At 69.4% G+C, this 25,546-nt stretch carries 21 protein-coding genes and 2 tRNA genes; 14 read left to right on the forward strand and 9 right to left on the reverse strand.

Annotated features, from left to right (window positions below; genetic code table 11):
- Positions 1-69: 69 nt before the first annotated feature.
- Positions 70-1,071, forward strand: coding sequence for a ketol-acid reductoisomerase (gene ilvC, locus G6N10_RS01000; protein ID WP_179962863.1), 1,002 nt, complete (start codon positions 70-72; stop codon positions 1,069-1,071).
- 42 nt (positions 1,072-1,113) lie between these two features.
- Here ilvC and G6N10_RS01005 read toward each other — a convergent pair whose 3' ends face one another.
- Positions 1,114-2,550, reverse strand: coding sequence for a phytoene desaturase family protein (locus G6N10_RS01005; protein ID WP_085093618.1), 1,437 nt, complete (start codon positions 2,548-2,550; stop codon positions 1,114-1,116).
- Positions 2,551-2,634: 84 nt separating this feature from the next.
- Here G6N10_RS01005 and serA point away from each other — a divergent pair, with 84 nt between their 5' ends.
- The 3 genes from serA to G6N10_RS01020 all read left to right on the forward strand — a co-directional run bounded on the left by serA (position 2,635) and on the right by G6N10_RS01020 (position 7,019).
- Positions 2,635-4,221 (forward strand): phosphoglycerate dehydrogenase, encoded by a 1,587-nt coding sequence (gene serA, locus G6N10_RS01010; protein WP_085093620.1) that lies wholly within the window; start codon positions 2,635-2,637, stop codon positions 4,219-4,221.
- A complete protein-coding gene (locus tag G6N10_RS01015) occupies positions 4,218-5,228 on the forward strand; it encodes a 3-isopropylmalate dehydrogenase (protein WP_085093623.1) in 1,011 nt (336 codons plus the stop codon). Before serA ends, G6N10_RS01015 begins: the two co-directional genes overlap by 4 nt.
- 69 nt (positions 5,229-5,297) lie before the next feature.
- Positions 5,298-7,019, forward strand: coding sequence for a DUF3556 domain-containing protein (locus G6N10_RS01020; RefSeq protein WP_085093625.1), 1,722 nt, complete (start codon positions 5,298-5,300; stop codon positions 7,017-7,019).
- Here G6N10_RS01020 and poxB read toward each other — a convergent pair.
- Both poxB and G6N10_RS01030 read right to left on the reverse strand, forming a co-directional pair.
- The gene (gene poxB, locus G6N10_RS01025) at positions 7,016-8,764 is read right to left on the reverse strand and encodes a ubiquinone-dependent pyruvate dehydrogenase (RefSeq protein ID WP_085093882.1); all 1,749 of its coding nucleotides are present in this window, start codon (positions 8,762-8,764) and stop codon (positions 7,016-7,018) included. The two genes, G6N10_RS01020 and poxB, sit on opposite strands and share 4 nt — an antisense overlap.
- Before the next feature lie 55 nt (positions 8,765-8,819).
- Positions 8,820-9,470 (reverse strand): TetR/AcrR family transcriptional regulator, encoded by a 651-nt coding sequence (locus G6N10_RS01030; RefSeq protein WP_234810448.1) that lies wholly within the window; start codon positions 9,468-9,470, stop codon positions 8,820-8,822.
- 51 nt (positions 9,471-9,521) lie between these two features.
- Between G6N10_RS01030 and G6N10_RS01035 the strand changes: the two genes are divergently transcribed.
- Together G6N10_RS01035 and G6N10_RS01040 are read left to right on the forward strand one after the other, a co-directional pair.
- The gene (locus G6N10_RS01035) at positions 9,522-10,724 is read left to right on the forward strand and encodes an oxygenase MpaB family protein (protein WP_085093629.1); all 1,203 of its coding nucleotides are present in this window, start codon (positions 9,522-9,524) and stop codon (positions 10,722-10,724) included.
- Between the two features lie 58 nt (positions 10,725-10,782).
- Positions 10,783-11,973 (forward strand): MFS transporter, encoded by a 1,191-nt coding sequence (locus tag G6N10_RS01040; RefSeq protein WP_109750409.1) that lies wholly within the window; start codon positions 10,783-10,785, stop codon positions 11,971-11,973.
- A 37-nt stretch (positions 11,974-12,010) separates the two neighbouring features.
- Here G6N10_RS01040 and G6N10_RS01045 read toward each other — a convergent pair whose 3' ends face one another.
- A complete protein-coding gene (locus G6N10_RS01045; protein ID WP_085093633.1) occupies positions 12,011-13,282 on the reverse strand; it encodes an HNH endonuclease in 1,272 nt (423 codons plus the stop codon).
- Between the two features lie 152 nt (positions 13,283-13,434).
- Here G6N10_RS01045 and G6N10_RS01050 point away from each other — a divergent pair, with 152 nt between their 5' ends.
- The 4 genes from G6N10_RS01050 (at position 13,435) to G6N10_RS01065 (ending at position 16,091) form a co-directional block, all read left to right on the forward strand.
- A complete protein-coding gene (locus tag G6N10_RS01050; RefSeq protein WP_085093635.1) occupies positions 13,435-14,229 on the forward strand; it encodes a fumarylacetoacetate hydrolase family protein in 795 nt (264 codons plus the stop codon).
- A complete protein-coding gene (gene gltX, locus G6N10_RS01055) occupies positions 14,226-15,695 on the forward strand; it encodes a glutamate--tRNA ligase (protein WP_085093637.1) in 1,470 nt (489 codons plus the stop codon). The genes G6N10_RS01050 and gltX overlap by 4 nt, the downstream gene beginning before the upstream one ends.
- Before the next feature lie 130 nt (positions 15,696-15,825).
- Positions 15,826-15,897, forward strand: a tRNA-Gln gene (locus tag G6N10_RS01060).
- A gap of 118 nt (positions 15,898-16,015) precedes the next feature.
- Positions 16,016-16,091: transfer RNA gene (locus tag G6N10_RS01065), tRNA-Glu, on the forward strand.
- 68 nt (positions 16,092-16,159) lie between these two features.
- Here the strand turns inward: G6N10_RS01065 and G6N10_RS01070 are convergent.
- Both G6N10_RS01070 and G6N10_RS01075 read right to left on the reverse strand, forming a co-directional pair.
- Positions 16,160-16,657 carry a PPOX class F420-dependent oxidoreductase gene (locus G6N10_RS01070; RefSeq protein ID WP_085093639.1) on the reverse strand — a complete coding sequence of 166 codons (498 nt, stop codon included), beginning with the start codon at positions 16,655-16,657 and terminating at the stop codon, positions 16,160-16,162.
- 46 nt (positions 16,658-16,703) lie between these two features.
- On the reverse strand, positions 16,704-17,405 hold the full coding sequence (locus G6N10_RS01075; protein ID WP_085093641.1) for an IclR family transcriptional regulator: 702 nt from the start codon (positions 17,403-17,405) through the stop codon (positions 16,704-16,706).
- A gap of 71 nt (positions 17,406-17,476) precedes the next feature.
- On the opposite strand from G6N10_RS01075, the gene leuC reads away from it, so the two are divergent.
- From leuC to G6N10_RS01090, 3 genes are all read left to right on the forward strand, one after another.
- Positions 17,477-18,898 (forward strand): 3-isopropylmalate dehydratase large subunit, encoded by a 1,422-nt coding sequence (leuC, locus tag G6N10_RS01080; protein WP_109750410.1) that lies wholly within the window; start codon positions 17,477-17,479, stop codon positions 18,896-18,898.
- A gap of 14 nt (positions 18,899-18,912) precedes the next feature.
- Complete coding sequence (gene leuD, locus G6N10_RS01085) at positions 18,913-19,509, forward strand: 3-isopropylmalate dehydratase small subunit (protein ID WP_085093645.1); 597 nt, start codon at positions 18,913-18,915, stop codon at positions 19,507-19,509.
- A 198-nt stretch (positions 19,510-19,707) separates the two neighbouring features.
- Positions 19,708-20,526: an HU family DNA-binding protein gene (locus tag G6N10_RS01090; RefSeq protein WP_085093647.1), complete on the forward strand. Its 819-nt coding sequence runs from the start codon at positions 19,708-19,710 to the stop codon at positions 20,524-20,526.
- Positions 20,527-20,588: 62 nt separating this feature from the next.
- On the opposite strand, the gene mutT1 is transcribed toward G6N10_RS01090, so the two are convergent.
- The 3 genes from mutT1 to cofC are packed head-to-tail and all read right to left on the reverse strand — an operon-like array spanning position 20,589 to position 24,434.
- Positions 20,589-21,527, reverse strand: coding sequence for an 8-oxo-(d)GTP phosphatase MutT1 (gene mutT1, locus G6N10_RS01095; protein ID WP_085093649.1), 939 nt, complete (start codon positions 21,525-21,527; stop codon positions 20,589-20,591).
- Positions 21,528-21,570: 43 nt separating this feature from the next.
- Entirely contained in the window at positions 21,571-23,739 is a 2,169-nt protein-coding gene (locus G6N10_RS01100; protein WP_085093651.1) for an RNA degradosome polyphosphate kinase, read from the reverse strand.
- 14 nt (positions 23,740-23,753) lie between these two features.
- Positions 23,754-24,434: a 2-phospho-L-lactate guanylyltransferase gene (cofC, locus tag G6N10_RS01105; RefSeq protein ID WP_109750411.1), complete on the reverse strand. Its 681-nt coding sequence runs from the start codon at positions 24,432-24,434 to the stop codon at positions 23,754-23,756.
- Between the two features lie 98 nt (positions 24,435-24,532).
- Here cofC and G6N10_RS01110 point away from each other — a divergent pair, with 98 nt between their 5' ends.
- A complete protein-coding gene (locus G6N10_RS01110) occupies positions 24,533-25,543 on the forward strand; it encodes an NAD(P)H-dependent glycerol-3-phosphate dehydrogenase (protein WP_085093653.1) in 1,011 nt (336 codons plus the stop codon).
- The last annotated feature ends 3 nt before the right edge of the window (positions 25,544-25,546 follow it).

A 25,546-nucleotide genomic window follows, 5' to 3' on the forward strand; every position in this document is an offset into this window, starting at 1 on the left:
GGCACCGGAAAAATCGTGACACCACGCATGACCCCTAACAGAGATAGGAAATAGCAAGTGGCAGTTGAGATGTTCTATGACGACGATGCGGATCTGTCGCTGATCCAGGGCCGCAAGGTTGGCGTCATCGGTTACGGCAGCCAGGGCCACGCCCATTCGCTTTCGCTGCGCGACTCCGGCGTCCAGGTCAAGGTCGGCCTGCGCGAGGACTCCAAGTCCCGCGAGAAGGTGCTCGAGCAGGGGCTGGAGGTGGACACCCCCGAAGAGGTCGCCAAGTGGGCCGACGTCATCATGCTGCTGGCGCCGGACACCGCGCAGGCCGAGATCTTCACCCGCGACATCGAGCCGAACCTCAAGGACGGCGACGCGCTGTTCTTCGGCCACGGCCTCAACATCCACTTCGGCCTGATCAAGGCCCCGGAGAACGTCACCGTCGGGATGGTCGCCCCGAAGGGCCCCGGCCACCTGGTGCGCCGGCAGTTCGTCGACGGCAAGGGTGTGCCCGCGCTGATCGCCATCCACCAGGACCCCAAGGGTGAGGGCCAGGCGCTGGCGCTGTCCTACGCCAAGGGCATCGGCGGCACCCGGGCCGGCGTCATCAAGACCACCTTCAAGGAAGAGACCGAGACCGACCTGTTCGGTGAGCAGGCCGTGCTGTGCGGCGGCACCGAGGAACTGGTCAAGGCCGGTTTCGAGGTCATGGTCGAGGCGGGCTACGCCCCGGAGATGGCCTACTTCGAGGTGTTGCACGAGCTGAAGCTGATCGTCGACCTGATGTACGAGGGCGGCATCGCCCGGATGAACTACTCGGTGTCCGACACCGCCGAGTACGGCGGCTACATCTCCGGTCCGCGGGTCATCGACGCCGACACCAAGGAGCGGATGCGCGCCATCTTGAAAGACATCCAGGACGGCACCTTCGTCAAGCGCCTGGTCGCCAACGTCGAGGGCGGCAACAAGGAGCTCGAAGGCCTGCGCAAGAAGAACGCCGAGCACCCGATCGAGGTCACCGGCAAGAAGCTGCGCGACCTGATGAGCTGGGTGGACCGGCCGATCACCGAGACCGCGTAGCAACCGCGCACCGATCTCTGCAACGGCGAGGCCCGTCCCGAATCACCGGGACGGGCTTCGTCGTATCGGTGCCGGGAGCCCGAATTCCCGTCTGAGCGCGGTGCGGGCGGCGTAGAACCCGCACATTCCGTGCACCCCGCCGTTGGGCGGGGTCGCCGCCGAACACAGGTAGGCGCGGGGCACCGGCAGCGCCCACGGGTTGGCGCGCAGCGTCGGGCCGGCCATCGCCCGCCACATCGAGTTGCCGCCGCCGGTGATGTCCCCGCCGACCAGGTTGGCGTTGTGCCCGGCCATGTCCGAGGCCGGCACGCTGCGCACCGCCAGCACCACATCCCGGAAGCCGGGGGCAAAGCGCTCCACCGCGGCGGTCACCGTCTCGGCCTGGTCGACCGGGGAGCCGTGCGGCACATGGGCATATGTCCAGAACGGTCGCCGGCCGCGCTCATCGATCCGAGTCGGGTCGCCCACGTGTGGAGAGGCCGCCAGCACCATCGGCGACTGCGCGTGCCGGCCGGCGCCCACCGCCGCTTCGGCCGCTGCCATCTGATCCCGCGAACCGCCGAGATGGAACGTCGCGGTCTCCAACAGCCGGGGATCTGCCCACGGAATCTCCTCGGACAGAACGAAATCCACCTTCGCCACGCCCGCGCCGTACCGCAGTCTCCGCAGCCGGGCGGCATACCGGTTCGGCAGCTCCTCGCGATAGATGCCGAGCAGGGCGCGGGCCGGCAGGTCGTAGATGACCACCCCGGGAGGAGGTGTCGTCACCGGCTCACCGAGGACCAGTTCACCGCCGTGGGCGGTGAACTCGGTCAGCATCGCCTCGACGATCGCCTGGCTGCCGCCGGTGGGAACCGGCCACCCGACGGTGTGCCCGAGCGCCGCCAGCGCGGTGCCCAGACCGGCGGCCGGCAGCGAGTTCAGCGGGCGCACCGCGTGCGCGGCCACCCCGGCGAACAACGCCTGGGCGTCCTCGCCGCGCAGCAGGCGTCCGCCGGCACTGGCCTGGGCGGCCACCCGCAGCCCCAGCGCCCCGGCCAGGGCCGATTGCCGGGGCAGCGAGCGCTTGTCGGTGAGCATGACGTCGGCCACGGCGGTGTTGTCGCCGGTCAGCGGCGCGAACATGGCCCGCCAGGAGTCGGGATGGCGCAGCTGCGCGCAGGTCCGCTCCAGGTCGCGATACGCCAGCGCGGCGGGGCGCCGGTCCAGCGGGTTGGCGTAGGAGATCGGCGGGCTGGTCAACGCGACCCGGTCGGCCAGCCCGAAGGCCCGGAAGAACGGCGAGGCCAGCGCCATCGGGTGGATCGCCGAGCAGACGTCGTGGGCGACGCCGGGGTACTCGGGGTCGGGCAGCGTGCGAGCGCCGCCGCCGACGGTGGATTGCGCCTCGATGATCCGAACCCGCAGACCGGCGCGGGCGCAGGTGAGCGCGGCGCTCAGGCCGTTGGGGCCACTGCCGACGACGGTGACATCGGTCATATCCGTCTCTTTCGCCAGGTCGGGCCCGGTTGGGGGGATGGACGCGCTTTGTGGCCGCTCACGGCCGCCCATTAGGCTGTCCGGGTGAGTCTTCCTGTTGTACTGATTGCCGACAAGCTCGCCCCATCGACGGTGGACGCCCTGGGTGACCAGGTAGAGGTCCGCTGGGTGGACGGTCCGGACCGGGAGAAGCTGCTGGCCGCGGTTGGCGACGCCGACGCGCTGCTGGTGCGCTCGGCCACCACCGTCGACGACGAGGTGCTGGCCGCCGCGCCGAAGCTCAAGATCGTCGCCCGCGCCGGCGTCGGCCTGGACAACGTCGACGTGGATGCGGCCACCGCGCGCGGCGTGATGGTGGTCAACGCCCCGACGTCCAACATCCACAGCGCGGCCGAGCACGCCGTCGCGCTGCTGCTGGCGGCGGCCCGGCAGGTGCCCGCCGCGGACGCCACGCTGCGCGATCGCACCTGGAAGCGCTCGAAGTTCTCCGGCGTCGAGCTGTTCGGCAAGACCGTCGGCGTCGTCGGGCTGGGCCGGATCGGTCAGCTCGTGGCGCACCGGCTGGCGGCCTTTGACACCGACATCGTCGCCTACGACCCCTACCTGCCGGCCGCCCGCGCCGCGCAGTTGGGCATCGAGCTGCTGCCGCTCGATGAGGTGCTCGCCCGCGCCGACTTCATCACCATGCACCTGCCCAAGACCCCCGAGACCGCCGGCCTGCTGAACCGGGAGGCGCTGGCCAAGACCAAGCCCGGGGTGGTCATCGTCAACGCCGCCCGCGGTGGCCTGATCGACGAGCAGGCACTCGCCGACGCCATCACCAGCGGCCACGTCCGGGCCGCCGGGCTGGACGTGTTCGACACCGAGCCGTGCACCGACAGCCCGCTGTTCGAGCTGGAGCAGGTCGTGGTGACCCCGCACCTCGGCGCCTCCACCGCCGAGGCGCAGGACCGGGCCGGCACCGATGTGGCCGAGAGCGTGAAGCTGGCGCTGGCCGGTGAATTCGTGCCGGACGCGGTCAACGTCGGCGGCGGCGTCGTCGGCGACGAGGTCGCCCCGTGGCTGGACCTGGTGTCCAAGCTGGGTGTGCTTGCCGGTGCGCTGTCGCCGGAGCCGCCGGTGTCGCTGGCCGTGCACATCCGCGGCGAACTGGCCGCCGAGGATGTCGCGATCCTGGAACTGGCCGCGCTGCGCGGGCTGTTCTCCACCGTGGTCAGCGAGCAGGTCACCTTCGTCAACACCCCGGCGCTGGCCGCCACCCGCGGCGTCACCGCGGAGCTGACCAAGACCGCCGAGAGCCGCAACCACCGCAGCGTGGTGGACATCCTGGCCGTGCAGTCCGACGGGTCGTCGGTCAACGTGGCCGGCACGCTGGCCGGCCCGCAGCTGGTGCAGAAGATCATCCAGATCAACGGACGCAACCTGGATCTGCGCGCCGAGGGCTACAACATGATCGTCAACTACCTGGACCGGCCCGGCGCGCTCGGCAAGATCGGCACCCTGCTCGGCTCCGCCGAGGTGAACATCGAGGCCGCCCAGCTGTCCCAGGACGCCGAGGGCGACGGCGCCACCATCATGCTGCGGCTGGACCGCGACGTGCCCGAGGAGGTGCGCGCCACCATCGCCGATGCGGTCGGCGCGACGACGCTGAAGGTGGTTGACCTGTCATGAAGCTCGCTGTCATCGCCGGAGACGGCATCGGCCCGGAGGTAATCGCGCAGGCCACCCGGGTACTCGACGCGGTGCTGCCCGGGGTCGAGAAGACCGACTACGACCTGGGCGCGCGGCGCTACCACGCCACCGGTGAGCTGCTCACCGACGAGATCATCGAGGAACTGCGCGGCTACGACGCGATCCTGCTGGGCGCCATCGGCGACCCGTCGGTCCCGTCGGGCGTGCTGGAGCGCGGGCTGCTGCTGAAGCTGCGCTTCGCCCTCGACCATCACATCAACCTGCGGCCGTCGAAGCTGCAGGCCGGGGTGGATTCGCCACTGGCCGGCAATCCGGCGATCGACTTCGTGGTGGTCCGCGAGGGCACCGAGGGCCCCTACACCGGTACCGGCGGCGCGATCCGGGTGGGCACCGAGCACGAGGTGGCCACCGAGGTCAGCCTCAACACCGCCTTCGGGGTGGAGCGGGTGGTGCGCGACGCGTTCGCCCGCGCGCAGGCGCGCCGCAAGCACCTGACCCTGGTGCACAAGACGAACGTGCTGACCTTCGCCGGCTCGCTGTGGGCCCGCATCGTCGCGCAGGTCGGGGCCGAATACCCCGAGGTCGAGGTCGCCTACCAGCACATCGATGCCGCGACTATCCACCTGGTCACCGATCCGGGCCGCTTCGACGTGATCGTCACCGACAACCTGTTCGGCGACATCATCACCGACCTGGCCGCGGCGGTGTCCGGCGGCATCGGGCTGGCGGCCAGCGGCAACATCGACGGGTCGCGGCGCAGTCCGTCGATGTTCGAGCCGGTGCACGGCAGTGCCCCCGACATCGCGGGGCAGGGGATCGCCGATCCGACCGCCGCCGTGATGAGCGTGGCGCTGCTGCTGGCTCACCTTGGCGAGGACGCGGCGGCGGCCCGGGTGGATGCGGCCGTGGAGAAGCATCTGGCGACTCGCGGGGATGCGGTGCTGTCCACCGTCGAGGTCGGCGATCGGATCCTGGCGAACCTGTAGCCAGTACGCCTCGGCCGGTATAGATTCGGCGACTAGACAGATTTCAATAGTTGTCTAGTAGGGGTTGTCATGGGTTTTACCAGTCCCGATCTGCCGAAGGTGGATCCCGCCGAATGGCGCCGGGGAACTCGCGCACAACGGTTGCGACCGATGGCGCGGCACATCGCCGAGCGCGGCATGGGCTATCCCGACGTCTTCTATCCGCTCTACGCCGTCAAGATCGTCGGGTACATCCTCGGCGGCTTGGCGTTCGCCCTGGCCACCAAGGGTATTGACGGCTGGGCCAACATCGGGCAGTGGTGGGCCGAACCGATCGTCTTCCAGAAGGTCGTGCTCTGGTCGATGCTCTTCGAGGTGCTCGGCCTCGGCTGCGGCTTCGGTCCACTGACCGGCAAGGTGATGCCGCCACTGGGCTCGCCGCTGTACTGGCTGCGCACCGGCACCGTGCGGCTGCCGCCGTGGCCCGGCCGGATTCCCGGGACCGCGGGCGACCGCCGCAGCGTGGGCGACGTGCTGCTGTACGCCGGCCTGCTGGCCGCGGTGATCTCCGCGTTGCTCTCGGACGGCACCGGCCCGGTCGCCGGACTGGATTCGGCGGTGGGACAGCTGCCGGGCTGGAAGGCCCTGCTGGTGGTGGCGTTGCTCGCGCTGATCGGCCTGCGGGACAAGACCATCTTCCTGGCCGCCCGCGGTGAGGTGTACGGCACGCTGACGCTGATGTTCCTCATCCCGGGCGTCACCATGATCGTCGGCGCAAAGTTCGTGCTGCTGGCGATCTGGCTGGGCGCGGCGGTGTCGAAGATGAACCGGCACTTCCCGTACGTCATCGCCACCATGATGGCCAACAATCCGTTCATCCGGTTCAAGGCGCTGCGGCGGATGTTCTTTCGCCGCTATCCCGATGACCTGCAGCCCAGCTGGATCCCGAGAATGCTCGCCCACATCGGCACGGCGATCGAACTGCTGGTTCCGCCGGTGCTGTTCTTCTCCCACGGTGGGGTGGTGACCTACGTCGGAGCCGCCGTGCTGATCCTGCTGCACCTGATCATCCTGTGCTCGATTCCGCTCGGCGTGCCGCTGGAGTGGAACGTCTTCATGATCTTCTCGGTGGCAACGCTGTTCGTGGACAAGGCGGCAATCGGCCCGGCGGACATGGTGTTTCCCTGGGCATGGCTGGTTATCGCCGTGATGACGGTTGTCGTCGTCACGGTCGTGATCGGGAACCTGTTCCCGAAGCGGGTGTCATTCCTGCCGGGCATGCGCTACTACGCCGGCAACTGGGATGTCTCGGTGTGGTGCGTGACCGAATCGGCGGCGCAGAAGATCTCCGACGCGCGGATCGGGCTGGGCCTGTTGCCGCACAAGCAGATTGAAAAGTTCTACGGTGCCGAGGATTCCGAGGTGCCCAAGGAACTCGCGCTGGCCTTCCGGGTGATGTTCGCCAACGGGCGAGCGCTGCTGACCCTGCTGGGGCGGGTGCTTCCGGCCGGGCGCGAGAAGGACTACGCGATCCTCGAAGGTGAGCAGTTCTGCGCCTACGCGGTCGGCTGGAACTTCGGCGACGGACACCTGCACAACGAGCAATTGGTGGCGGCGCTGCAGGCCCGCTGCGGGTTCGAGCCCGAAGAGGTGCGGGTGATCCTGGTCGACGGCCAACCGATCCACCGGCAATCGCACGAATACCGCCTGGTCGACGCCGCGACAGGGGAATTCGAGCGCGGCACCTTCCAGGTTGCTGACACCTGCGCGCGTCAGCCCTGGCAGGACGACGTGCCGGTGCGACTGCGTTAGTCGGACGTGCGCCGGTGCAGCCGTGCGCCCAGGTTGGTCTTGGCCAGGTCGATCAGCTCATCGCCGCGGCCCGACAGCAGGGTCTTGGTGGCCCACAGCGAGAAGCCGGCCAGCTGCGCGGCGGTGATGGTGGGCGGAATGGACAACTCCTGGCGCGCGGTGAGCACCTCGACCAGCGCCGGACCCGGATGGGCGAACGCCGCGTCCAGTGCGGCGTCGATTTCGCTGGGCCGTTCCACCCGGCTGGCATGGATGCCCATCGCCCGGGCCACCTCGGCGAACACCGGATTGTCCAGCCCGGTGCCGTAGTTCACGATCCCGGCGGCTTTCATCTCGATTTCGACGAAGCTCAGCGCACCGTTGTTGAACACGATCATCTTCACCGGCAGGTCCGCCTGGACCAGGGTGAGCAGGTCGCCGAGCATCATCGACAGCCCGCCGTCGCCGGACAGCGTGACGACCTGGCGACCGGGATTGCCGGCCGCAGCGCCGATCGCCTGCGGCACCGCGTTGGCCATGCTGCCGTGATTGAAAGATCCGAGCAGCCTGCGGCGACCGTTCATCCGCAGGTAGCGCGCCGCCCAGATGACCGGGGTGCCGACGTCGGCGATGAACACCGCGTCGTCGGCGGCCAGCGCGTCGACCCGCCGGGCCAGCAGCTCCGGCAGCACCGGGGTGCGATCGCGGTCACCGCCGGCAACCCGGTCCAGCTGTTCCCGGGTGCGCAGGTAGGTCTGCCGTGATCGCTGCAGATGCGCGGAATCGGCATGCGGGCGCAGCGTCGTATTCAGCTGCGTCAGGGTGTCTTTCACCGATCCGACCAGGGCGACGTCCACCCTGGTGCGGCGGCCGATGTGTTCACCGCGCAGGTCGATTTGAATGACCCGCGCGCGCGGGGGATAGAACTGTCGGTAGGGGAAGTCGGTGCCCAGCATCAGCAGGACGTCGGCGTCGGCCATCGCGTCATAGCCGGATCGAAAGCCCAGCAACCCGGTCATGCCGACGTCGTACGGGTTGTCGTATTCGACGAACTCCTTGCCACGCAGGGTGTGTACGACCGGGGCCTGCAGCAGCTCTGCGACGGTGAGCAGTTCGGCGTGGGCGCCCTGGCAGCCGGCGCCGGCCAGGATGGTCACCGATCGCGCGGAGTTCAGCAGTTCGACCGCGCGACCCAACTCGATCGGATCGGGCAGCCGGGCCCCGGAGCCGGCGGTGATCGGCCCGGCCGGTGCGTCAACGTCGATCTTGGCGGCCAGGATGTCGCCGGGGATGGTCAGCACCGCGACCCCGCGCCGGTCCAGTGCCGCCCGGATCGCGATGTCGAGCAGGTATGGCAGCTGGTCGACGTGCGAGACCAGTTCGCTGTACACGCTGCACTCGGCGAACAGGTTCTGCGGGTGGGTCTCCTGGAAGTAGCCGCTGCCGATCTCGGCGCTGGGGATGTGCGAGGCGATCGCCAGCACCGGCACCCCGCTGCGGTGCGCGTCGAACAGTCCGTTGATCAGATGCAGGTTGCCCGGTCCGCAGCTGGCCGCGCAGACCGCCAGGTTCCCGGTCAGGGCGGCCTCGGCGCCGGCGGCGAACCCGGCGGCCTCCTCGTGCCGCACGTGGACCCAGTCCAGCGTGCCGTCCCGGCGCAACGCGTCGGTGAAGGCGTTCAGGGAGTCGCCCGGCAACCCGTAGATGCGTTGCACGCCAGCGGCTTTGACGGTGTCGAGGATCAGCTGGGACACGGTTCGCGCCATGGCGGCTCCGATCATCGCCCGATGCGGGAGGTTTCAGTCTATCGCCGGGGCTGGATCAGGCGAGCCGGCGGGCGGTCACCATCGCGACCAGAAACTCCTCCAGGTGCGCGCGGTCGACCTCGACCTCACCGCGCAGCCAACCGGTCACCAGGTCCAAACCGCCGGCCACCAAAGTCCAGGCGGCCAGGTCGATGTCGGTGTCGAGCGGGTTCTCGATGGGCAGCAGGGCGCGGCCCTGCTCGGCCATGATGGCGGCCAATGTCCCGATCACCTCGCGGCGGCGGGCCCGCAGTGCCTCGGTGGCCTGCGACTCGATCAGCAGGTGGCCCCGACGCGGATCCGCGGTCAGGTAACCCAGGCCGCTGGCGATGGCCGCACGGGCCCGCAGCAGGGGATCGGGCGGGCTCGCGGAGAGAGCTGCCACCATTTCAGCTGCCGCGGCGGTCATCTGGGTGTCGAAGGCCGCGACGAGAAGGTCATCGGTGTTGGCGAAGCTTTCGTAGAAGTACCGGTCGTTGAGCCGGGCCGCGACGCACACGCCCCGGACGGTCAGGCCGGCCACCCCGGACTCGGCGATCACGTCGGTGGCGGCGTCGATGAGTGCGCCGCGGCGGCGGGCTTGGCGCTCACCGGCGGTGGCTCCGCCGTAGGTGCGCGCCCGGGCCGACATGGCGTTGATTGTCGCACCCTTGACCCGCGTAGCCATCTGGTTGAGACTGTCACCAGATATCCGTTGGGCGACGGAAGGGCAAGTTTGATGGGGTCCACCGCACCGAAGTTGCCGAATCCGGCTGCGCTGTCGGACTTCCCGTTCAACGTGTTCGTCCGGTTGCTGGCCGACGGCGATGTGCGGGCGACCGCCGCGCAGCGCGGATCCTTCCGACGCTTCACCGACCTCGGTGACCCGCTGGCCGACGACGTCGTGGCGATGATCGCGGCGATGCCGCCTCGGCTGGGCCGGGCGATGTTCGAGACCGCAGTGGAGCGCGGTATCGACGCGGTGCCAGATCCGCCGCCGGAATTGGTGGCGTTCTTTGCCCAGGTCGACGACCAGCCGTACTGGCTGGACTACGACAAGCTCGCGCTGGCCGCCCGGGTCAGCATGCGCACCGGTTTGGTGGGGATCGGGCTTGCGCTGCCGGGGCTGGCGCTGACCGGGGGGTACCTCGCCGCCAAGGCAGACAAGCCGCTGGTGGGCACCGGGGATCTGCACCGGATGGCACCGCGGCGCCTCAACGAGACCGCCACCTGGTACATCGACGTGACCTCGCCGGGCGGATTGCGCCGATTCGCCCCGGGGTTCACCGGAACGCTCCGGGTCCGATTGATGCACGCGCAGGTACGCGCGGCGATGCATCGCCGCGCGGATTGGGACTACGACAACTGGGACGCACCCATCAATCAGGTGCAGCTGGCCGGCACGCTGATGCTGTTCTCGCTGGCGAACCTGGCCGGTTGCCAGGCGATGGGGATGCGGTTCTCCGATCGGGAACGCGATGCGGTGTACCACTTCTGGCGTTACGTCGGGATCCTGATGGGGGTGCATCCGGAGCTGGTGCCCACCTGCGAGGCCGATACCTGGCGGTTGTTCTGGCTGGAGGCCGACACCGAGTTCGCCCCCGACGAGGATTCGGCGCGGCTGGCCGCGGCCCTGCATGATCGCCGCGAGGACGGTTGGCAGACCGAGGCGGCCCGGGCCTACCTGTCGGCCTACAGCCGGCTGATGCTCGGCCGCAGCAACGCCGACCGGCTCGGCCTGGCCGACAACAAGCCGTTGCAGGCGGCGGTCGTGGCCACCGCGGCCGTCAACCGGGTCTTCGACTACCACCGGGTGGTGCCGGGAATGACCCGATTGGCCGAGGAGATGGGGCAGCGAGCCCGGCGAGGATTCATCGCCCGCGGCCTCAAGGCCAGTGGCGGCGACCGGTCCTACCGCCGCCACGACAGCCTGACCGAGTGACTCTCAGTATCTGAGATTGAAGTTCAACAGCCTGAGACGGCCATGGCAGCATGGCGGCATGGATATCGACGCGATCGGCACCGCCCGACGCTGGTCGATTCTGGCGATCGCGCTGAGCGCGACGCTGTTCAGCAACGTCTTCATCAACGGCATGGCCTTTCTCATCCCGACGTTGCACAGTCAGCGCGGCCTGGACCTGGCCCACGCCGGGTTGGTGTCGGCCATGCCGGCCTTCGGCATGGTGATGACGCTGATCGTCTGGGGCTACGTGGTGGACCGGATCGGCGAGCGCACCGTGCTCACCGTCGGATCGGCACTGACCGCGGCGGCCGGATTTGCCGCCGCGGCAGCGGATTCCCTTCCGGCCGTGCAGGTCTGGCTGTTCCTCGGCGGGATGGCCGCGGCCAGCAGCAACTCGGCCAGCGCGCGGATGGTGGTGGGGTGGTTCCCGCCGCAGACCCGCGGGCTGGCCATGGGCATCCGCCAGACCGCGCAACCCCTCGGGGTCGGGCTCGGCGCCCTGGTGATCCCGCAGATCGCCGCCACCCACGGGGTGTCGGCCGCGCTGCTGTTCCCGGCGGCGGTGTGCGCGGTGGCGGCGGTGTTGTCGGGCGTCGGACTGCTCGACCCGCCGCGTCCCGATCGCGCCGATGCGCACCCCGACGAGTTGGCCAACCCGTACCGGGGATCAAACACGCTGGGGCGGATCCACCTGGTCTCGGTGCTGCTGGTGGTTCCGCAGGCCCTGGTGTGGACCTTCACCCTGGTGTGGCTGATCGCCGACCGGGGCTGGTCGGCGCCGGCGGCCGGTGCGGTGGTCACCGCCGCGCAGTTGCTCGGTGCGGCCGGGCGGATCGCCGCGGGCCGGTGGTCGGACCGGGTCGGCTCCCGGCTGCGTCCGATCCGGGTGATCGCCGCGGCCGCCGCGGTGTCGATGGCGCTGCTGGCGATCACCGAGGTGTTTGACTCGCCGTGGTCGGTGGTCATCATGCTGGTGGCCTCGATGGTGACGGTGTCCGACAACGGCCTGGCCTTCACCGCCATCGCCGAGATCGCCGGCCCGTTCTGGAGTGGCCGGGCACTCGGGGTGCAGAACACCAGCCAGTTGTTCGCCGCGGGCGTGGTGCCGCCGGCCTTCGGGGCGCTGATCACCTCCGCCGGTTACGCGGCGGCGTTCGGGGTGTGCGCGGTGTTTCCGCTGCTGGCACTGCCGTTCATTCCGGTGGCCGCCGATCCGCTGCGCGACTGAACCCGTTGCGGTCCAACGTCACCGGCGAGTGCCGGTGTCAGGCAGCCTGCTGCTGCCGCAGCGTGTCGAAGAGGCATTTCTCCATCGGGCTCAGCGGTTTTCGTCCCAGCAGAACCGGGGGAGCGGTGGACCGGTAGTGGTGGCCGGTGGGGGTGGTGAGCTCGGTGGTGTGCCGGTCGGCATCGATCGGTGCGACGAGCCAGCCGGCGGCCTGCTTGTTGTGATTGCACGCTTCGCAGGTGCCCTGGCCGTTGCGCTCACTGGTCGGACCGCCCCGGGTGGCGGGGGTGATGTGGTCGGTGTGACGGATGGGTGCATCGCAGTAGGGCGTTCGGCAGGAGTGATCCCGAAACCGGATCAAGGTCGCCAGCCCCTTGGGGAACAGCCGCGACCTGGACTCCATCGCCACCAGCGCCCCGCTGCCGGGGTGGGCGTAGAGCCGGCGCAGCGTCGCCCGGACCTCCGGGGTGTCCAGCGCCGCGGCGATCAAGCTGCGAGCGATGTCGGCGGGAACCGGCCCGAAGCCGGGCACCACCGCCGGATCGTTGCCGCCGACCAGCGTCTGATCGGAGAGGACCAGGCTCACCGCGATGGGTTCGGGTGTCTGGGCGGGGCGGCCGGTGATCCGTTCGATGAGGGCGTCGGCCATCAGCTGGCCGCGGGTCCGCCCGTCACCGTTGCCGTCGGCGGCGCGGCGCAGCGCGGCATAGACGGAAACGCCCTTGGCCATCGGCAACAGCGCTGTCAGGTAGACCATGTTGTCCGGTGCGGGCCGGATGGTGACGCAGCGGTCGGCCTCGGCCTTCACCGCGCGGTCGACAACGGCATGCGGGTCGAGCCGATAGGCGATGGCCTTGGCCGCCGCGGCGATTCGTCCGTCGCCCAGCCCCGCCAGCGCCCCAGGGTCGGCACACAACTCGGCATCGAGGGTGGCGCGGTCGCCGACCTCCAGGCAGGCCGATTCCCGCACGATCAGCGTCGCGCGCCACTCCGAGAGCGCCCCGGTCTCCAGGGCCTTCAGGGTGTGCGGCATCTCATGGACCAGGGCCTGGGCGAAACCCAGATGCCGATTCCCCCGATTCGGTGAATCGTGGCGGGCCAGCGCGATCTCGGCGGCCAACCCGCGCCCGCGCCGCGCGGCCGGCACCCCGGCGGCGACCTCGGCGTCGTGACGCACCGTCGCCAACTGAGCCGACAGCCGGGCCTGCGTCGCGGCGGCCTGCGACTTCAGCCGTTCGAGCTCGGCGATGCCGGATACCAGCGCGGCCTCGTCCTGCAGGTCAACCCCCGACGTCGCCAACTCGAACATGACTCAAGCGTATGGGCGCACACCGACAGAAATCGGTCCGGAACGGGGGCCAGCCACCCGTCAACGCTGAGAATTCGGTGAGAATGTGCGAGCGGGTCGGGGCCGCGGCTCCCGGTGATCCGGCGCACGGCGATCCTCACTACGCTTGAGCGATGCGCCTAGGACGAGTTGCCACCCCCGCCGGGGTGGTCTTTGTGGTGATCGAGGGTGACGGCGACGACGCCGTGGCCAAGGAGATCGCCGAGCAATACCTGTCTCGCAACCCGACCTTCACCGGTCGCAGCTGGCCGATGGCCGATGTGCGGCTGTTGGCCCCGATCCTGGCCAGCAAGGTCATCTGCATGGGCAAGAACTACGCCGCGCACGCCCGGGAGATGGGTGGCGAGGCACCGGAGGATCCGGTGATCTTCCTCAAGCCCAACACCGCGATCATCGGCCCGGGCGTGCCGATTCAGCTGCCCCACGACGCGAACCCGGTGCACCACGAGGGCGAACTCGCCATCGTCATCGAACGGCCCTGCAAGGACGTGCCCGCCGACCGGGCCGCGCAGTACATCCTGGGCTACACCATCGCCAACGACGTCTCGGCGCGCGATCAGCAGCAGAAGGACGGCCAGTGGATGCGGGCGAAAGGCCATGACACCTTCTGCCCGGTCGGCCCGTGGATCGAGACCGCGGTGGACCCGTCGGATCTGGATATCCGCACCGAGGTCAACGGGCAGCCGCGCCAGGACTCCAACACCGCGTTCCTGCTGCACGACGTCGGCGCCATCATCGAGTGGGTGTCGGCCGTGATGACCCTGCTGCCCGGCGACCTGATCCTGACCGGTACCCCGGAGGGCGTCGGGCCGATCGAGGACGGCGACACCGTCGCCATCACCATCGAGGGCATCGGAACCTTGAGCAACCCCGTCGTCCGCAAGCCAGACCCCGAAGGAAAGCCGTGACCGTACGCGTCCGTTTCTGCCCGTCGCCGACCGGCACCCCGCACGTCGGCCTGATCCGCACCGCGCTGTTCAACTGGGCCTACGCCCGGCACACCGGCGGCGCGTTCGTGTTTCGGATTGAGGACACCGACGCCGCCCGGGACAGCGAGGAGAGCTACCTGGCGCTGCTGGACGCGCTGCGCTGGCTCGGCATGGACTGGGACGAGGGCCCCGAGGTCGGCGGACCGTACGGTCCGTACCGCCAGTCGCAGCGCCGCGACTCCTATCTGGAGGTGGTGCAGAAGCTGCTCGACGCCGGCGAGGCCTACGAGGCCTACTCCACCGCCGAGGAGGTCGAGGCCCGGCACCTGGCCGCCGGGCGCAACCCGAAGCTGGGCTACGACAACTTCGATCGGGACCTCACCGACGCCCAGCGGGCCGAGTTCCGGGCCGCCGGCCGCTCGCCGGTGGTGCGGCTGCGGATGCCCGACGCCGACATCACCTGGACCGACCTGGTTCGCGGGCAGACCACCTTCCCGGCCGGGTCGGTGCCGGACTTCGCGCTCACCCGCGGCTCCGGCGACCCGCTCTACACACTGGTCAACCCCGTCGACGACGCCATGATGAAGATCACCCACGTGCTGCGCGGCGAGGACCTGCTGCCCTCGACCCCGCGCCAGATCGCGCTGTACCAGGCGCTGATCCGGATCGGGGTGGCCGAGGCGGTGCCGCAGTTCGCGCACCTGCCCTCGGTGCTGGGCGACGGCAACAAGAAGCTGTCCAAACGGGATCCGCAGTCCAACCTGTTCCTGCACCGCGACCGCGGGTTCATCCCCGAGGGTCTGCTGAATTACCTGGCGCTGCTGGGCTGGTCGATCGCCGACGACCGCGATCTGTTCAGCCTGGCGGAAATGGTGGAGGCCTTCGACGTCGCCGACGTGAACTCCAACCCGGCCCGGTTCGACCAGAAGAAGGCCGACGCCATCAACGCCGAGCACATCCGGCGACTCGGCGCCGAGGAGTTCGCCGACCGACTGGGCGCCTACCTGCTGGCCCACGGCCACCACCTGGATCTGACCCCGGCGCAGTTCGCCGAGGCGGCCGAGCTGGTGCAGACCCGCATCGTGGTGCTCGGTGACGCCTGGCCGCTGCTGAAATTCCTCGACGACGAGCACTATTGGATCGAGGAGAAGGCCGCCGCCAAGGAGCTGTCCGCGGCCGCCGCACCGGTGCTCGACGCCACCCTGGCCGCGCTCGATCCGGTCGGGGACTGGACCGCCGAGGCGATCGAGGCCGCCCTCCGGGAGGCTCTGATCGAGGGGCTGGAACTCAAGCCGCGCAAGGCGTTTGGGCCGATCCGGGTGGCGGTCACCGGCTCCACGGTGAGCCCACCGCTGTACGAGTCGATGGAGCTGCTCGGCCGCGACCGCAGCCTGTCCCGGTTGCGGCAGGCGCGGGCGAACCTGCCCGCCGAACAGGCCGATTAAGCCCCCGCGAAAATCTTTGATAGTCTGCTCGTCGGCCGTCACCGGCTGGCCCGAACCTCTCCCGCCCGCGGACATCCGCCCGCCGGCAACACCGGGAAATGGGTTCTGACCAGCCAAGACAGGTCGCCAATGGGGTATGGTGTAATTGGCAACACAGCTGATTCTGGTTCAGCCATTCTAGGTTCGAGTCCTGGTACCCCAGCAGCATGACCTCCCGTCCGCGGGTGGTCACGCCACCGGCAGCGGTTTTGGTCGGCGCGGTTCGCTGCGCTAAGCTGTCACAGCGGTTCCCGCCGAGTGATCGGTGTGAATCAGTTCTGGCCCCCGTCGTCTAGCGGCCTAGGACGCCGCCCTCTCACGGCGGTAGCGTGGGTTCGAATCCCATCGGGGGTACCAGTCAAAAGTCCCCTCCCGAATATCGGGAGGGGACTTTTGTTCTGTCGCAGGCTCTTTGGCTGCTGGAGCTAGGACTGCGGCGCGGTGGAGCCGGACAACGGCATGGCGGGCAGGCCGAGCTTGCGGTGATCCCAGGACCGGGTGCGGGTGGGCAGCAGCCGGAGGCCGATCCGCTTGTTGAGGATCATCTCGACGGCCGGCCGGAGCTCCTCGGTGTAGGGGCCGGTGTAGCGCTCCCACACGCTGATGCCCACCCGGAACACCGCCTCGGCGTCGTCGACCAGCTCGGCGGTGCCCTCGAAGGACACCCCGCGCAGGGTGTCGTAGGTCTGGCCGTCCTCGATCAGGAAGGTGTAGCGGGCGTCGCGGCGCAGGTTGACGGCCTTCTGCGACTTGGCCTTGGTCTCCAGCCAGATCTCACCGTCGACGATGCCGTACCACATGGCCACCAGGTGCGGCTGGCCGTCGGGCCCGACGGTGGCCAGGGTGCCGGTGCGGCTGTGGGTGACGAAATCGGTGATCTCGTCGTCGGACATCACGATCTGCTGGCGCTGCTTGCTTCCCATCCGCCGATTCTGACAGGTGCCGGCCGGGACCGCCCCGGGACCGGGCCTACAGCCGCCGGGTCAGCGCGTCGGCGGCGGCCACCAGGTCGGCGGCCCAGCGCTCGCCGGGGCGCCGGCCCATCCGGTCGATCGGCCCGGACACCGACACCGCGGCGACGACGCTGCCGGCGTGGTCGCGGACCGGTGCGGCGACACTGGCCACCCCGGACTCCCGCTCGGCCGCGCTCTGCGCCCAGCCCCGTCGGCGGACCTCGGCGAGCACACGGTCGGTGAACTTGGCGTTCGGGAGCACCGACTGCTGGGTGCGGTGATCGGCATAGGCGAGCAGGACTTTGGCGCCGGATCCGGCCGTCAGCGGCAGGTGGGCGCCGACCGGGACCGTGTCGCGCAGCCCGGCCGGCGGTTCCAGGGCTGCCACGCAGACCCGCGCGGTGCCCTCCCGCCGGTACAGCTGCACGCTCTCGCCGGTGATCTCGCGCAGCCGGGGGAGCACCGCGGCGGCCGCCCCCAGCAGTGGGTCGCTGACGTTGGCGGACAGTTCCACCAGGGCCGGGCCCGGGCACCAGCGGCCGTCGCCGTCGCGGGCCAGCAGCCGATGGATTTCCAGGCCCGCGGCCAGCCGGTGGGCGGTGGCCCGCGGCAGCCCGGTGCGCTCGCAGAGTTCGGCCAGGCCGCACGGCGACTCGGCGACCGCGTGCAGCACCCCCACCGCTTTGTCGAGGACGCCGATACCGCTATTCTGTCTCACAGAGAGATACTAACGTCCCGCATTGTGAGATTGCCAGCCCATGCGATCCCACGCGAACGAATCGAGTCGTGATGTCCGAACAGTCGCAAACCGCACCCCGAACGATGGCCGAGAAGGTGTGGGCCGATCACGTGGTGGCCACCGAACCCGGGGAACCCGACCTGATCTACATCGATCTGCACCTGGTCCACGAGGTCACCAGCCCGCAGGCGTTCGACGGGCTGCGGATGGCCGGGCGCCCGGTGCACCGGCCCGACCTGACCATCGCCACCGAGGACCACAACGTCCCCACCATCGACATCGACAAGCCGATCGCCGACCCGGTGTCACGCACTCAGGTCGAGACGCTGCGGCGCAACTGCGCCGAGTTCGGTATTCGGTTGCATCAGATGGGCGACCGCGATCAGGGCATCGTGCACATCATCGGCCCGCAACTGGGGCTGACCCAGCCGGGCATGACGATCGTCTGCGGCGACAGCCACACCTCCACCCACGGTGCGTTCGGCTCGATCGCCATGGGCATCGGCACCTCGGAGGTCGAGCACGTGCTCGCCACCCAGACGCTGTCGCTCAAACCGTTCAAGACGATGGCGGTCAACGTCGACGGCGAACTGCCGCCGGGCGTCAGTGCCAAGGACATCATCTTGGCGGTGATCGCCGAGATCGGTACCGGCGGCGGCCAGGGGCACGTCATCGAGTACCGGGGCAGTGCCATCGAAGCGCTGTCCATGGAGGGCCGGATGACCATCTGCAACATGAGCATCGAGGCCGGTGCCCGGGCCGGCATGGTCGCCCCCGACGAGACCACCTACGCCTATCTTCAGGGCCGCCGGCACGCACCAACGGGCGCGGACTGGGACGCCGCGGTGGCGGCGTGGAACGGGTTGCGGACCGATCCCGGTGCGGTGTTCGACACCGAGGTGCGCATCGACGCGGCCTCGTTGAGCCCGTTCGTCACCTGGGGGACCAACCCCGGCCAGGGAGTACCGCTGTCGGCGACGGTGCCCGACCCGGAGACGATGCTCAACGACGCGGAGAAGGTGGCCGCCGAGAAGGCGCTGGCCTACATGGATTTGGCGGCAGGCACGCCGATGCGGGACATCCCCGTTGACACCGTCTTCGTCGGTTCCTGCACCAACGGCCGGATCGAGGATCTGCGGGTGGTGGCCGAGGTGCTGCGGGACCGCAGGGTCGCCGACGGTGTCCGGATGCTCATCGTGCCCGGGTCGGTCGGGGTCCGCGAGCAGGCCGAGTCCGAAGGCCTCGGTGCGATCTTCGAGGCCGCCGGGGCTGAATGGCGTCAGGCCGGCTGCTCGATGTGCCTGGGGATGAACCCCGACCAGCTTGCCCCCGGAGAGCGCAGCGCCTCGACGTCCAACCGCAATTTCGAGGGCCGCCAGGGCAAGGGTTCACGGACCCACCTGGTCTCACCGGAGGTCGCCGCGGCGACCGCCGTGCGCGGAACCCTGTCGTCGCCCGCCGATCTGGCCTGAAGGAAGAGGAAGAAATGGAAGCCTTTCACTCACATACCGGCATCGCCGTTCCGCTGCGGCGCTCGAATGTCGACACCGATCAGATCATTCCGGCGGTATACCTCAAGCGCGTCACTCGGACGGGGTTTGAGGACGGATTGTTCGCCTCCTGGCGCAATGACCCGTCGTTCATCTTGAATCAAAAGCCCTTCGATCGGGGTTCGGTTCTGGTGGCGGGCCCGGACTTTGGTACCGGATCCTCGCGCGAGCACGCCGTCTGGGCGCTGATGGACTACGGCTTCCGGGTGGTTATTTCCTCGCGATTCGCCGACATTTTCCGGGGCAATGCCGGGAAGGCGGGGCTGGTGGCGGCCCAGGTTTCCCAGGACGACGTCGAGCTGTTGTGGAAGTTGATTGAGCAGCGTCCCGGCTTGGAAGTGACTGTCAACCTTGCTGATCGGACGATCAGCGCCGAAACGGCGGTGCTGCCGTTCACCATTGACGATTACACCGCCTGGCGACTGCAGGAGGGCCTCGACGATATTGGTCTTACGCTGCGCAAACTCGATGCCATCGAGGCATACGAGCAGCGGCGGCCGAGCTGGAAACCGCATACTCTGCCGGTGCCCTGAGCATCAGCAGCGGTTCGCAATTCGGTGCGGAGCCGCCGATTTCGAACCGTTGTGAGCGCGATCCGGGCGGCCAAACGGATTGTCGAAAAGTTCGCTGGCGATAACGAAACCGCGCGTGGCGCTTGGAAATCAGGCTTGCCAGGGATTACCGTGTCCTCTAGTCGGTCCACAATGGGCCACCGGCTTCGGAGGAATTGTATGAACAAAGCAGAGCTCATCGACGAACTCACGGAGAAACTGGGCTCGGACCGTCGGCACGCAACCGCTGCCGTCGAACATGTCGTGGACACCATCGTGCGCGCGGTGCATCGCGGCGAAACCGTGACCATCACCGGCTTTGGCGTATTCGAGCGGCGTAAGCGCGCGGCCCGCGTCGCGCGTAATCCGCGCACCGGCGAGACGGTCAAGGTGAAGCCGACCTCCGTTCCGGCCTTCCGCCCGGGCGCGCAGTTCAAGGCGGTTGTCTCTGGGGCCCAGCGTCTTCCGGCGGCCGGCCCGGCCGTCAAGCGCGGTGCCTCGACCGCGGCGCCGGCCAAGGCTGCCAAGAAGACGGCGGCCAAGAAGACCGCCGCCAAGAAGACCGCCGCCAAGAAGACCGCCGCCAAGGCCGCACCGGCCAAGGCCGCCACCAAGTCGGTGGCGAAGGCCGCCACCAAGGCGCCCACCAAGAAGGCCGCGGTGCAGAAGGCCGCTCCGGCCAAGACCACCCGGGCCGCGACCAAGGCGCCGGCCAAGACTGCGACGAAGGCCGCCACCAAGGCGCCGGCCAAGGCCGCGACCAAGGCGCCCGCCAAGAAGGCCGCGGTGCAGAAGGCCGCTCCGGCCAAGACCACTCGGGCCGCGACCAAGGCGCCGGCCAAGACCGCGACCAAGGCAGCCACCAAGACGGCCAGCAAGGCTCCGGCCAAGAAGGCCGCGGTGAAGAAGGCCGCTCCGGCCAAGAAGGCCGCGACCAAGGCTCCGGCCAAGAAGGCTGCGGCCAAGAAGGCCGCACCGGCCAAGCGCGGCCGCAAGTAGATTCGGGCTCAAGGGCGCCGCGGAGCAATGCTCCGCGGCGCCCTTTGCCGTCGGTGCCGGGGTCAGTTCCGGACGGGCAGCGGGCTGGCGATGTGGTCGGCGGCAATCAGCCGACCGTTGTGCAGGGACAGCACCCAGATGCTGCCCTTGCGATTGCGGGACTTATCGGCGGACACCGCGTCCCGCTCGCACCACCAGTCGATGATGTGCGGAATCACCTTGCCCTGCGAGCAGACTGCCCGGGTGCCGGGTAGTTCGGCGATCTGGAGGAACCGGTGCCGCGCGGCCTTACGGTTGTCCGCGTAGGCCTCCTCGGTCAGGGCGGGCTCGTTCTCGATGGCGACCCGCAATGCCTCGGCGAGTGGTTCCAGCGTCTGATGGCATCGGGTGCGGTCGGCGGCATGCAGTCGCTCAGCCCCGAATGCCAGCAGCAGCGGCACCATCGCCTCGGCCTGGGTGCGACCGTTGGCGTCCAGCGGCCGGCACCGATCGTCACCGTGATAGCGGCTCTTGCGCCCGGCGGTGGCGTGCCGCACCACCAGCAGGGTGTGGGTGTCGTGGGGCAGCCTGGCGAAGCGGCGCAACACCTTACGATCCTGCGGATAGCCCAGGCGATCGGCCGCGGCGGCCACCGGCAGCCACTCCAACCGATCCACCTCCCGGTTGGCGAGGAAATCGCCGTCGTCGGCGCGGGCCGCCCAGTAGGTGACCTTCTTCTCCCCGGAACCGTTCAGCAGGTAGCGCGCGGTGCCCAGCCGGCGGCCCAGCCGGGACCGGAACCCGGTCTCCTCGAAGATTTCCCGGACCGCGGTGGCCGGTTCGCTCTCACCCTTGTCGACCTTGCCCTTGGGCAGCGACCAGTCGTCATAGCGGGGCCGGTGGACGACGGCGACCTCCGGTGCGCCGTCGGCACCGGGGCGCCACAACACCGCGCCGGCGGCCAGCACGGGCCCGGTGCGGTGGCCGCTCTTACCGCGGTGGTCATGGGTTTCGCTGGGCACCTGTACTCCTGCGGGGTTGATCCGTCCGGCGACCGATACCGACTCAGCTGTGTCGGCTCGCCATCATGGCGACCTGGTGATCGCGGCCGGGCCGACCGTCGTGCGGCGACGGCGTCCAGGCGCCGTCGGAGCCGAGCTCCCAGCACAGGGTTGCCGGATCCAGCGCCGAGTTGAACACCGTGTCGAGTTGGGCGGACAGCCGCGGATCCTTGACCTGCACCAGCACCTCGACGCGGCGGTCGAGGTTGCGGTGCATCATGTCCGCGCTGCCGATCCAGAATTCATCGATGGCGTTGAAGTGAATGATCCGTGAGTGCTCCAGGAACTGGCCGAGAATCGAACGCACGGTGATGTTCTCGGAGAATCCCTCGGCGCCGGGGCGCAGCGCGCAGATGCCGCGGACGACGATTTCCACCTTGACCCCGGAAAGCGAGGCCCGGTACAGCGCGTCGATCACCTGCTCGTCGACCAGCGCGTTCATCTTCATCCGGATCCGGGCGTCCTCGCCGCGTCGGGCGGCGGCGATCTCGCGGTCGATCCGCTCCACGATGCCGCGGCGGATGCCCTGGGGGGCGACCAGCAGATTGCGGTAGGTGTCCTTGCGTGAGTAGCCGGTCAGCGTGTTGAACAGGTCGGTGAGGTCGGCGCCGATCTCCGGCGAGGCGGTCAGCAGGCCGACATCCTCATACAGCCGAGCGGTTTTCGGGTTGTAGTTGCCGGTGCCGATGTGGCAGTAGCGTTTGATCGAGGAGCCCTCCCGGCGAACCACCAGCGCGGTCTTGCAGTGGGTTTTCAGGCCGATCAGGCCGTAGACCACGTGCACGCCGGCCTGCTCCAGTTTGCGTGCCCATTTGATGTTGGCCTGCTCGTCGAAACGCGCCTTGAGTTCGACCAGCGCGACCACCTGCTTGCCGGAGGCGGCGGCGTCGATCAGCGCGTTGACGATGGGGGAGTCCCCGGAGGTGCGGTACAGGGTCTGCTTGATCGCCAACACATCCGGGTCGGCGGCGGCCATCTCGATGAACCGTTGCACGGTGGTGGAAAAGGAATCGTAGGGGTGATGCAGCAGCAGGTCACCCTCGCGCAGGTTGCTGAACAGGCTCTTGGCCGACTCGGAGAACATCGCCGGGGTCGACGGCACAAACGGCCGGTCCTTGAGCTTGGGCCGGTCCACCCCGTACACCTGCCACAGTGCCGTCAGATCCAGCAGGCCGGGGACGGTGACCACGTCGTCGGGATCGACGTCCAGCTCGCGCAGCAGCAGCTCGAGCATGTTCTCGGTCATGTCGTCGGCCACCTCGAGCCGGACCGGCTTGCCGAAGCGGCGCCGGGCGAGTTCCCGCTCGAGGGCCTGCAGCAGGTCCTCGTCGCGGTCCTCCTCGACCTCCATGTCGGCGTTGCGGGTGATCCGGAACGCGTGCTGCTCAACGATTTCCATGCCCGGGAACAACACCGGCAGGAACGCCGCGATCAGCTCCTCCATCGGCAGGAAGCGGACGTTGTGATGGCCGTCCTCGCGCTGGGCGTCCTGCAGCTTGACGAACCGGGCGACGTTGTCGGGCACCTTGATTCGGGCGAAGTGCTGGGTGCCGTCCTCGGGCTGACGAACGGTGATCGCCATGTTCAGACTCAGCCCACTGACGAACGGGAACGGGTGCGCCGGATCCACCGCCAGCGGGGTCAGGACCGGGAAGACCTGCTCCATGAAGTACTTCGACAGCCGCTCGCGGTCGCTGCCGTCGAGGTCGGCCCAGGTCACCACGAGGATGCCCTGCTCGGCCAGCGCGGGGCGGACGGACTCCATGAACACCTTGGCGTGCCGGACCGAGATCTGCTGTCCGCGTTCGCCGATGCGCTGCAACTGCTCGCGCGGCGACAGCCCGTCGGCCGAGCGGACCGACAGGCCCATCTCGTCGCGGCGCTTGAGCCCGGCCACCCGCACCATGTAGAACTCGTCGAGGTTCGAGGCGAAGATGGCCAGGAACTTCGCCCGCTCCAGCAGCGGCAGCGAGGTGTTCTCGGCCAGCTGCAGCACCCGGTTGTTGAAGTCCAGCCAGCTCAGCTCGCGGTTGAGGTAGCGATCCTCGGGCAGGTCCTCGAAGACCGCCGCGGCGAGCAGGGCCTCGGAGTCGCCGTCGGCGGGCTGCGCACCGTCCCCGGTGATGGTGTGTGCTGTGGCATCGGTCTCGGTCACGCCTCGATCATTCACCATCACCGTTTCGGTCGCTAGGAGCGTGTCGATGACCGCTCGTCGACGGCTCGTGTGGCCGGGCCCAGCCCGATCCGCGCGGCGGCCGCCAGGTCCTCGGAGGTGTCGATATCGCAGCGCAGGCCCGGCCAATCGCCGGTCAGTTCCACCGCGCCGGAGTTCCGGTGCCGGCTCGCCGAGTCGGCACCGAAGTGCGGCTCGCACGGCACCCCGAAGGCGAACAGCGCCGCGGTTCCGGTGCGATGCCGGTCGGCGACGAAACTGCGTGGGTGCGCCTCGGCCCGGTCCAGGGCGTCGGCGAGCTCGCTGGATCGCAGCGCGGGCAGATCACCCTGCAGGATGACCACGTTGCGTGGCCGAGCACCGCGTGCGGTGATGTGGGCGACCGCGGCGCGCAGGGCGTTGTTGAGCGGATCGGGATGTCCCGGCGGTGTCGGATCGGCCAGCGCGAGCATCCCGAGGTCGGCCACCGCGCTGGTCACCGCCCGGTCCGGGGTGACCACCGTGACCGCGGCCGCCCCGAGCACCCGGGTGGCCGCGGCGGCGGTGTCCAGCAGCATCGCCAGCACCAACTCCTCGCGCGCGTCGGCGGAGAACTGCGCAGACAGCCGGGTCTTGGCGGCCGCCAACCGCTTGACCGCGATGACCACGGCGGTATCGCCGGGGATCCCGGGTGGGGTGCGGCTCATGCTGGCCATCCTGCCAGTGCCGGTCGGTACGCTGACGAGCGCCGGAGGCATTTGCGTGCCCCGGACTTCGGGTCGCGTTGGCCCGGCGGACGAAATGATGGGGAGCTATGGCCGGCACTGTGCGGACCGCGACGGTGATGGGCGCGGGCGCCTGGGGAACGGCGCTGGCCAAGGTGCTCGCCGACGGCGGGATCGACGTGCGATTGTGGGCCCGCCGGCCCGAGCTGGCCGAGGCGATCAACGCCACCGCCCGCAATGAGGACTACCTGCCCGGCATCGCGCTGCCTCCCGGAGTGCGGGCCACCTCCGATCCGGCGGCCGCGCTGGGCGGCGTCACGACCGTGCTGCTCGGCGTCCCGGCCCAGCAGCTGCGGACCAACCTGGAGCAGTGGGTGCCGCTGCTGGACCCCGACGCCACCCTGGTCAGCCTGGCCAAGGGCATCGAACTGGGCACCCTGATGCGGATGACCCAGGTGATTCAGCAGGTGAGCGGGTTCGACATCAATCAGATCGCGGTACTGTCCGGGCCGAATCTGGCCAGTGAGGTGGCCGAGGGGCAGCCCGCGGCCACCGTGGTGGCCTGCACCGACTCCGGGCGCGCGGTGGAACTGCAGCGCGCGCTGAACACCGGCTACTTCCGGCCGTACACCAACACCGACGTCGTCGGCGCCGAGATCGGCGGGGCCTGCAAGAACGTCATCGCGCTGGCCTGCGGGATGGCCAACGGCATCGGGCTGGGCGAGAACACCGCGGCGGCGATCATCACCCGCGGGCTGGCCGAGATCATGCGACTGGGCATGGCCTTGGGGGCGCAGCCGACGACGCTGGCCGGGCTGGCCGGGGTCGGGGATCTGGTGGCGACCTGCACGTCGCGCCATTCGCGCAACTTCTCCTTCGGTCGACGGCTGGGCCAGGGGATGACCATCGAGGAGGCCCGCAAGGCCGGCGAGGGTCATGTCGCCGAGGGCTTCGCCAGCTGCCAGTCGGTGCTGGCGCTGGCCTCGAGTTACGGCGTCGAGATGCCGCTCACCGATGCGGTCGCCCGGGTCTGCCACCACGGGCTGTCGGTCAACCAGGCGATCGCCCTGCTGCTGGGGCGGCGTACCAAACCCGAGTGATGA

This window comes from Mycolicibacterium fallax (genome assembly GCF_010726955.1).
Taxonomy (GTDB): Bacteria; Actinomycetota; Actinomycetes; order Mycobacteriales; family Mycobacteriaceae; genus Mycobacterium; species Mycobacterium fallax.